At 68.7% G+C, this 8,797-nt stretch carries 5 protein-coding genes and 2 rRNA genes; 4 read left to right on the top strand and 3 right to left on the bottom strand.

Annotated features, from left to right (window positions below):
* The 4 genes from J7520_RS16410 to J7520_RS16395 form a co-directional block, all read left to right on the top strand.
* Nucleotides 1-639, top strand: a 23S ribosomal RNA gene (locus tag J7520_RS16410); the annotation flags it as partial.
* Between the two features lie 114 nt (nucleotides 640-753).
* Nucleotides 754-868, top strand: a 5S ribosomal RNA gene (gene rrf / locus J7520_RS16405).
* Between the two features lie 81 nt (nucleotides 869-949).
* The gene (locus tag J7520_RS16400) at nucleotides 950-1,207 is read left to right on the top strand and encodes a YcgL domain-containing protein (protein ID WP_291190507.1); all 258 of its coding nucleotides are present in this window, start codon (nucleotides 950-952) and stop codon (nucleotides 1,205-1,207) included.
* 147 nt (nucleotides 1,208-1,354) lie between these two features.
* The gene (locus J7520_RS16395; RefSeq protein ID WP_291190504.1) at nucleotides 1,355-4,771 is read left to right on the top strand and encodes an ankyrin repeat domain-containing protein; all 3,417 of its coding nucleotides are present in this window, start codon (nucleotides 1,355-1,357) and stop codon (nucleotides 4,769-4,771) included.
* Between the two features lie 58 nt (nucleotides 4,772-4,829).
* Here J7520_RS16395 and J7520_RS16390 read toward each other — a convergent pair whose 3' ends face one another.
* The 3 genes from J7520_RS16390 to J7520_RS16380 are packed head-to-tail and all read right to left on the bottom strand — an operon-like array spanning nucleotide 4,830 to nucleotide 8,679.
* Nucleotides 4,830-5,561, bottom strand: coding sequence for an SDR family NAD(P)-dependent oxidoreductase (locus J7520_RS16390; protein WP_291190501.1), 732 nt, complete (start codon nucleotides 5,559-5,561; stop codon nucleotides 4,830-4,832).
* A complete protein-coding gene (locus tag J7520_RS16385) occupies nucleotides 5,558-6,886 on the bottom strand; it encodes an FAD-binding oxidoreductase (protein ID WP_291190498.1) in 1,329 nt (442 codons plus the stop codon). Before J7520_RS16385 ends, J7520_RS16390 begins: the two co-directional genes overlap by 4 nt.
* Nucleotides 6,887-6,888: 2 nt before the next feature.
* Nucleotides 6,889-8,679, bottom strand: coding sequence for a monovalent cation:proton antiporter-2 (CPA2) family protein (locus tag J7520_RS16380; protein ID WP_291190495.1), 1,791 nt, complete (start codon nucleotides 8,677-8,679; stop codon nucleotides 6,889-6,891).
* Between the last annotated feature and the right edge of the window lie 118 nt (nucleotides 8,680-8,797).

Genomic DNA, 8,797 nt, shown 5'->3' with positions numbered 1-8,797 from the left:
CTCCCAAAGAGTAACGGAGGAGCTCGAAGGTACGCTCAGCGCGGTCGGACATCGCGCACTGTGTGCAAAGGCATAAGCGTGCTTGACTGCAAGATCGACGGATCAAGCAGGTACGAAAGTAGGACTTAGTGATCCGGTGGTTCTGTATGGAAGGGCCATCGCTCAACGGATAAAAGGTACTCCGGGGATAACAGGCTGATACTGCCCAAGAGTTCATATCGACGGCAGTGTTTGGCACCTCGATGTCGGCTCATCACATCCTGGGGCTGTAGCCGGTCCCAAGGGTATGGCTGTTCGCCATTTAAAGTGGTACGCGAGCTGGGTTCAGAACGTCGTGAGACAGTTCGGTCCCTATCTGTCGTGGGCGTTGGAGATTTGAGAGGGGCTGCTCCTAGTACGAGAGGACCGGAGTGGACGATCCCCTGGTGTTCCGGTTGTCACGCCAGTGGCACTGCCGGGTAGCTACGATCGGAAGCGATAACCGCTGAAAGCATCTAAGCGGGAAGCGCGCCTCAAGATGAGATCTCCCGGGGCACAAGCCCCCTAAAGGCACCATGAAGACTACGTGGTTGATAGGTCAGGTGTGTATCGCAGTAATGCCGAGCTAACTGATACTAATGAGCCGTGCGGCTTGACCATATAACTCCAAGACGCTTCGTCGCCTCAACGAGAGGTCTGACGACAGCAAAACGCAACGTTACGTCCCAAGTCCCCATGTTGAGTCCGCGCAGAATGCGCGACTCACACCAGTTCCCTGGTGAAATTAGCACTGTGGTCCCACCCGATCCCATCTCGAACTCGGAAGTGAAACGCAGTAGCGCCGATGGTAGTGTGGCTTAAGCCATGCAAGAGTAGGTCATCGCCAGGGGCTTCATCAGAACGCCCTCCCAGTCGGGAGGGCGTTCGCTTTTGCGGTTTTCAGCAACGGCGACACCGCCCTCTCCGAACGATGACGATCCCCGCCACGACCTGCTACGTCTACAAGAGCCTGCGCAAAGCGGACACCTACGTGTATCTGCGCGCCCGCGACGACTTCGCGGCATTGCCGGCGGAGCTGGCGCAGGCGCTCGGCAAGCTGGTTTTCGTCCTGCAGCTCGAATTGACGTCGGAGCGCAAGCTCGCGCGCGAAGAGGCGTCGGTCGTGCTCGAGCATCTCGCCGAGCGCGGCTTTCACCTGCAGATGCCGCCAACCGATCCCCTGGAATAGCACTCGAAGGCGGAGCCGATCACCACACTGCTCCGATGAACATTTTCACGACGGCCTCGCTTTTAACCCCGCATTAGCCGCAGCCGCCACGCGCGCCGATATACTCGGTGCGACGCGGCATCCGCCGCGATGCTCCTTGAGGTGCGGATGCCCAAGCGCGCCGTCGACCGGATCCACACTGCGCTCGCGATCCTCGGTCATCTCATCCCCGCATGGTTGGTCTTCGGACTCGCTGCCGTCTTCGCCGACTCGCAGTCCTTGGTCCTGCTGCTGATCGCAAATGCGGTCGCCATGACGGGCATTTGCCGCGCGCTGGGCTTCGACATGGACGCGGGGTATCCGCGCAGCCTCGCGCGCCGCGGGCTCGCCTATTTCATTCTGTTGACCGTCTATACGGCCTTCGTTGCCGTCCTGCTCGCCGCGCCTGCGCTGTGGCTGTCGCGCGACGGCTCCTTGCCGGCAGCACTGGTACTGTCGGCGACGCTGTTCGTAGCCGTGTTTTCACTCTGGCGCGTTTGGCCGACGTTCGCACTGCCGTTCGTCTGGGACGACGCCTATCCGCACGACGACGACCGCGGCTCGTGGCTGTCGACCGCCTTGCGCCGCTCGCTCGCATTCGCTCGGCATCTCACGCGTGAGCACGAGCTCTTCGTCGGATACGGCTTTCCGGCGGGATTGGCACTGTTGCTGCTCGCCGCCGGAGCCTTGTCGTTGGCCGGTCTCGGTAATTTCATCGCGGGCGAGGTGCGTGTCGTCGGCTTCGCGGTCTACGCCGTCGTTGTCGCGCCGCTCGCGCACATCGTGCTGGTGAACCGTACGCTGCGCGCGCTGCTTGCGGACGCGCGCGTGGCGCGGCGGCGCGAAACGTCTCCTTCCGTGCCGGCGGCCGCCGAGGACGCTTCCGATGCCGCGCTGTTACCGCCTGGCATCAGTCGCGCGGAACTGGACGCGACCCTGCTCTGCGCCGCGCACTCTTCGCAGGTCGATCTGGCAATGGCCGCGCTCGAACGCGGCGCCGACCCGAACGCCGTACCGGGCGTCGATCTGCGCGACCAGCGCAGCGCGCTGATGGTCGCGGCGACCCTGCCGGATCTCCGTCTGCTGCGTACGCTGATCGCCAAGGGCGTCGACGTCAATCGCGCCCAGGGCGGCATCACGCCGCTGCTCGCGGTCACGCGCGACAGCTACCAGGGTCGCCCCGACGCAGTCATGACCCTGCTTGCCAACGGCGCCGACGCACGCATGGCTGACGCGGCCGGCAATACACCGCTGCATCACGCCGCACGCTGCGCCGAACCGGGTATCGCGGCCCTGCTGCTCGACGCAGCAGCCGACGTCGACGCCGTCAACGCGGAAGGCACCACGGCGCTCGCGATCGCCTGCGGCAATGCGAACTGGAAAGTCGCGGCGTTCCTGCTCGAGCGCGGCGCCAAGCCGGATGTCGAACGGGCGCAGCCGGCCCTGCTGCTGGCCGCCGGCATCGCCGAGGATGATCCTGCCGGCGTCAAGCTGCTGTTGAAACAACGTGCGAATCCCGACGCGCGCGGCGCCTTCGAACGGACGCCGCTGATGGCGGCCGCGCTGGCCGGCCATGCACGCATCGTCGAAGCGCTGCTCGCCGGGAATGCCAGCCCCGATTTGGCCGACCAGCGCGGCACGACCGCGCTGATGGAAGCCGCGCGATCCGGTACGGTCGCGGCGATCTACGCGCTCGGCAAACGCAAGGCGAATCCGGACGCCGTCGACGGCAGCGGCCGCTCGGCTCTGATCGTCGCCTGCCAGTCGCGCCACGCCAGTGAGGAAACCGTGCGCGCGCTGCTTTCGCTCGGCGCCGATCGCGCGCTCGCCGGCGCGGACGGCAAGCGCGCCCTCGATCATGCGGCAGCTGCCGGTCGCTGGCACGTGGTCGCGCTGCTGGACCCGGCCTACCCGTTGCCCAGCAGCCTCGGCGTCGGCGCACCGCCGGCGCACGGCGCCAGCGCCGACCATCTGCTCGATGCGTTGCGCTTCGGACACTGGAACGTCGCCGCCGAATTCACCGGCGTGCTGACCGAATGGCCGACGTCCGCGTTGGCCGATCTCTACTTCGATCTGGCCGATCCCGAACATGCCGACGCGCGCGCCTGGCTGCTGAATCGCGGCCTCGGCGGCGATGCGGCGACCGGCGAAGGGCGCCCGCTCGTCGACGCGCTGGTCGATGCGCTGCCCAACTCCGCCGCGGCGCTGGCGCAGTGGCTGCAGCACGGTGCGCCGACCGGCGGCGCCGGTCTCTTCGCGCGGGTGCTCGCGCAAGCGCCGCTCGGCGCGGAAGGCGAGGAGATGCGCGCGCTGGCCGCATCACTGATCGAACGTGGTGCCGACTGGTGCGGTCGCGCCGGTGGGCAGCGCAGCGCGCTGCATCTGGCGGCGGCGCAGGGCGATCTCGCGCTGACCGGGCGCCTGCTCGAACGCGGTGCCGACCCCAATGCGCGCGACGCCCAAGGACGTACACCGCTGCACGCCGTGTTGAAACTCGACGCCGAGCGCGCACTGCCGTTGCTGCAGCGCCTGCTGGTCGCCGGCGCCGATCCGGAAATCGCCACCGCGAACGGCGAAACACCGCTCGGTCTCGCGCTCGCGCGCGAAGAGCGCACGTTCGTGCGCTGGCTGAGCTGGACGCAATGGCGTCTGCCGGGAAGGCCGCTGCGCGCCGACGATTTGCCCGCGGCGGCGGCGATCGGCGACCTCGACGCGGTCGAACGCCTGCTGGCGCTCGGTCTTCCGCTCGAAGCCGAGGACGCGAAAGGCGCGACGGCGCTGATCCGCGCCGCCGGCAACGGCCACGCCGCTTTGGCCGTGCGTCTGCTCGAATCCGGCGCCGATCCCGCGCATGTTTCGCGTTCCGGCATGCATTGCCTCGCCGCCGCCGTCGCGGCGCAGCGCGAGTCGATCGTGCGTACCCTGCTCAGTCACGGCGTCGCGTCGGATACGCGCCTGGCCGGAGGCGGCACCGCGCTGATGATCGCCGCGGCGATCGGTCAACGCAGCATCGTCGAAGCCCTGCTAGAGGCCGGCGCGAACGCGAATGCGGCCGACGATCAAGGCGCGACGGCGCTGCACGCGGCCGCGCAGTACGCGTTCGACCACGGCGACACGGCCGCCGCGCACGCCTTGCTCGACCGCCTGCTGCGCGCCGGCGCGCAGCTCGACGCGCGCAACCACGCAGGTCAGGATGCGCTGCTGATCCTGCTCGGCTCGCGTTCGGCTCCCGGTTCGTCCTGCGACGCCGAACACCTGGCGCGCCTCACCGAATTGCTGTTGGGTTACGGCGCCAAGCTCGACACGCAGGACCAGCGCGGCGTCGGCGCCCTGCACGCCTGCGCGCTGCACGGCCTGCTCGGCTGCGCGCGCATGCTGAAAGTGCACGGCGCATCGCTCGATCTCGTCGACGGATTCGGGCGGACCGCCGCCGACGTCGCCAGCCTGCTCGGCTACACCGAAGTCGCCGCCGAACTCGGTGCCGCGCATCTGCCGTTGCCGAGCGCGCGCCAGACCCTGCGCCGTCCCGCGCGCACTCCGGATTGATCGGAGTGCCTGCGATCGGGTCGGCGGTTCGCCGAATCCCGGTCGCCGGTACGGCTTTCTATCCCTTCATCCGCCGGTACAGGAACCACGGCAGCATGCGCACGATCAGTGCGATCAGCTCGAATTTCTCCGGCAGATAGCGCAGCGAGGACTTGCCGCGCAGGCGTTTGACGACCGCTCTCGCGATCACCGCCGGCTCGGCCGGTGCCGTCGGCAGGCGCATGCCGTGGGTCAGATTGGTGGCGAGAAAGCCGAGCTGGTAGAGCTGCACGCGCAGCTCCTCCGGGCGATAGCGCTGGCGCAGGCTCTCGTAGAACGAGACCAGGCCGCGCTTCGCGCTGGCGTAGACGACGTTGCGCCCGCGCCCGCGCACCGCGGCGATGCTGCCGAACAGGACCACGCTGCCGCGCGACTCGAGCAGACGCGGCAGCAACGCATGCGCGATCGCCAGCGGCGCGTGCAGATTGATCGCCAGCAGCTGGCCGATCGCGGCGGGATCGAGCGAAAGCTCGTCGTCGTCGCGCGACATCCCGATCGGCAACAGCAGGGCGTCCGGTGCCGACAGGCCGTCGAGCGCCGCCAGGATGGCGGCGCCGGGATCGGGCTCGCGACCGAGGTCGAGCGCGAGTGTGCGCACCGCGACGTCGTGGCGCAGATTGAGGTCGGCGGCGAGCGCTTCGAGGTCGCGCGGATCGGAAGCGACCAGCAGCAAGTCGTGTTTCTGCGCGGCGAGTTCGCCGGCGAGTGCGCGTCCGAGCCCGCTCGACGCGCCGATGACGATCGCGCTCACAGGCCGATCCTCCGCGCCAGTTCGGACGTGTGCAGCCCGCCGGGATTGTGCGCGGCGAGGCGCGCCCGCGCGGCGTCGAAGCCGGTCAGCGCGCGACGTACGGTGTTCGCGTCCAGCGTCGACTCCTTTATCAGATTCGGGCGTCCGCCGTGGGCGAGCGCGAGTTCCGCCAGCGCTTCGAGAAACGCGCGCTGCGACGCCTGCGCCGGGGCCGGAACCTGGATTGCCAGCGAAATGCCGTTGCCGTCGAAGCAGAAGCCGTCCGGCGCCCCGGCGAACAGCTTGCTCGCGATCAGCGCGATGCGCGGGCGCGTGCGTTCGACCAGCTCGCGCAGCGCGCCGGCGAAGGCGTCGAAACGCACGTGGGGCAGCAGCCACTGCGCTTCGGCCATGCCGGCCTTGCCGTAGCCGGCGAAATAGGTGCGCGCGTCGTTGAGCGGGAACAACGCCTCGGCCAGCGCCATCGGCGACTGTCCGGGCTTGCACCAGCGCATCGTCAGCCAGGTATTCGCGGCGGCGATGCCGGCGCGGTTCCACAAGGCGATCGGCAGCGGCTTCGGCGCCGCCGGCAGGTCGCGTGTCGCGTCCGGCAGCTTCGTCGTCCGCGCCGGCTCGTCGCCGACGAGTCCGATGCGGACCACGCCACGGCCGAACCGGCCGGGTCGGCCGTCGTGCCAGCCGTACAGCACCGGTGCATTGGCGGCGTCGCGCAGCACCTTCGCCGCTTCGGCCAGATCGCGGACCGGGACGCGTCGCAGCACCAGGGCGTTCGGCGGGCGCGCCAGGCGCAAGGTGGCGCGCGTGATCGTGCCAGTCAGGCCGAAGCCGGCGAACGTGGCGGCGAACAGTTCCGCGTTCTGGCGCTCGCTCGCGATCGCGTACGAGCGCGCCGGCGACTGCAATTCGATCGCCTCGACCCAGGCCCGGAACGTACCGTCGCGCGCCGGATTCTTGCCGTGCACGTCGGCCGCGATGCAGCCGCCGACGCTGGCCTTCGGATGCCCCGGCGTGACCGGCAGATACCAGCCGTGCGCGAGTGCGAAGCGCTGCAGGTCGCCGACGCGCGCGCCGGCCTCGACGGTGAGCAGGCCGCGTTCGGCGTCGAACGCGAGCAGGCGGTCGAAGGCGCCGAGCTCCTGGCTGATCGCGCCGTTGCCGAAACTCGCGCCGACGTAGGAGACGCCGCCGCCGCGGGCGACGCGCGGCGCATCCGCCGGCAGCGCCTCGAGCAGGCGGTAGCGGTCCGGCCGCTGCACGCGGCAGCGCTCGTGGAACTGCCGATCGAAACTGGTCAACTCGCTTTCGGCGAGTGCGTAACCTCGCATCTTCAGGGGGTGTCCTCTTGTTCGGTATCCGCGCGGAACAGACGTTCCAGATCCGCGCGTGCCTCCTTCGCCGACTGCAGCAAGGCAGCCTCGTCATCGTAGATCGGATACTGGTTCGCCAGCACGCGCTCGTCGTGCTGGCGGAACCGTTGCACGTAGTCGTCCGCGCCGGCCTTGTCGTAGCCGAGCGCCTCGAACACCCCGCGTGCGATTTCCAGGCTGGAGAAGAAGGTGTCGCGCACGATGCTGTCGAGGTTCAAGTCCATGAGCTTGAACACGTGCTGGCGGTTGCGCGCGCGCGCGAACACCTTCAGATGCGGGAAGTGGCGCTTGAGCAGGCGCGCGGTGCGCAGGTTGGCGTCCGGGTCCTCGGTCGCGATGACGAAGATCTCGGCCTTGTCGGCCTGCGCTGCGCGCAGGACTTCCAGTCGCGAAGCGTCGCCGAAGAACACCATGTTGCCGAAGTGGCGCATGAAGTCGACCTGCTCCGGATCGACTTCGAGCGCGGTGAACGGGATCTTGTTCGCGTTCAGCATGCGCGCGACGATCTGGCCGACGCGCCCCATGCCGGCGATGATCACGCGCGGCGTGGCGATGTCGAGACGATCGAACTCGCGCACCGGCTTGGGTTTGCCGGTCGGCGCGAACTCGGCGCGCAGGCGCACCAGCAGCGGCGTCGCCGCCATCGACAGGGTGATGACGAGCGCGAGCATGTTTCTCTGATCGGCCGAGATCAGGCCGTTCGAGGCGGCCAGCGTGAACACGACGAAGGCGAATTCGCCGCCTTGCGCGAGCAGCGCCGCCAGCGCCACCGACTGCTGCTGGTCTTCGCCGGCGGCGAAGCGCGACACCGAATACAGCACCAGCGCCTTCAGCGCGATCAGCGCGGCGAGCAGGGTCGCGACCAGCTGCGGCTGCGCCAGCGCCATCTGCATGTCGAGCGACATGCCGATGCTTACGAAGAAGAGCCCGAGCAGCAGGCCGCGGAACGGCTCGATCTGCGCCTCGATCTCGTGGCGGTATTCCGAGTCGGCCAGCAGCACGCCGGCGAGGAACGCGCCGAGCGACATCGAGATGCCGCCGAGCTGCATCAGCCAGGCGGTGCCGATCACGACCAGCAGCGTCGCCGCCGTGAACACCTCCGGTGTGCCGACCTTGGCCACCGAGCGGAACAGCGGTCGCAGCAGGTAACGGCCGCCCACCACCACGGCGGCAATGGTCAGGATCACGCGCAGCGCGGCGAGGACGTCGGCGCTGCCGTGTGGACTGTCGTGGCCGGCGCCGAGGATCGGGATCAGGGCGAGGATCGGGATCGCCGCGACGTCCTGGAACAGCAGGATCGCGAAGCCGAGGCGTCCGTGCGCGCTGGTCAGCTCCTTGCGTTCGGCGAGCAGCTGCAGATCGATCGCGGTCGAGGACAGCGCGAGGCCGAGGCCGATCACCATGGCGCTCTTCCAGCCGAGCCCGAAGCAGTAGACCACGCCGCCGATCAGCGCCGCAGTCGCCAGCACCTGCAGGCTGCCGTGGCCGAACACGCTGCGGCGCATGACCCACAGGCGCTGCGGCGACAGCTCCATGCCGATCACGAACAGCATCAGCACCACGCCGAGCTCGGACGCTTCCTTGATCTGCTCGGTATTGTCGATCAGGCGCAGCCCGGACGGGCCGATCAGCGCGCCGGCGCCGAGATAGCCGAGCACGGCGCCGAGCTGCCAGCGCTTGGCCAGCGGCACGGCGACGACGGCGGCCAGCAGCAGCACGACCGCGTATTGAAGGAAGCCGTGGTCCTGCACGTGCGCTCCGTCGATGAGGCCGGAATTATGGCACGCGCGAATCGCTCCGCAGCCCGACGCCGCCGGACGTCGCAGTCGCTGAGATCGACGAGTCGCAAGCTCCCGTCAACGCCATTGC

The sequence above is a fragment of the Dokdonella sp. genome (assembly GCF_017744955.1).
Taxonomy (GTDB): Bacteria; Pseudomonadota; Gammaproteobacteria; order Xanthomonadales; family Rhodanobacteraceae; genus Dokdonella_A.
Note: the sequence above shows the minus strand (reverse complement) of the source record. Positions and strands in the feature narration are given on the sequence as shown.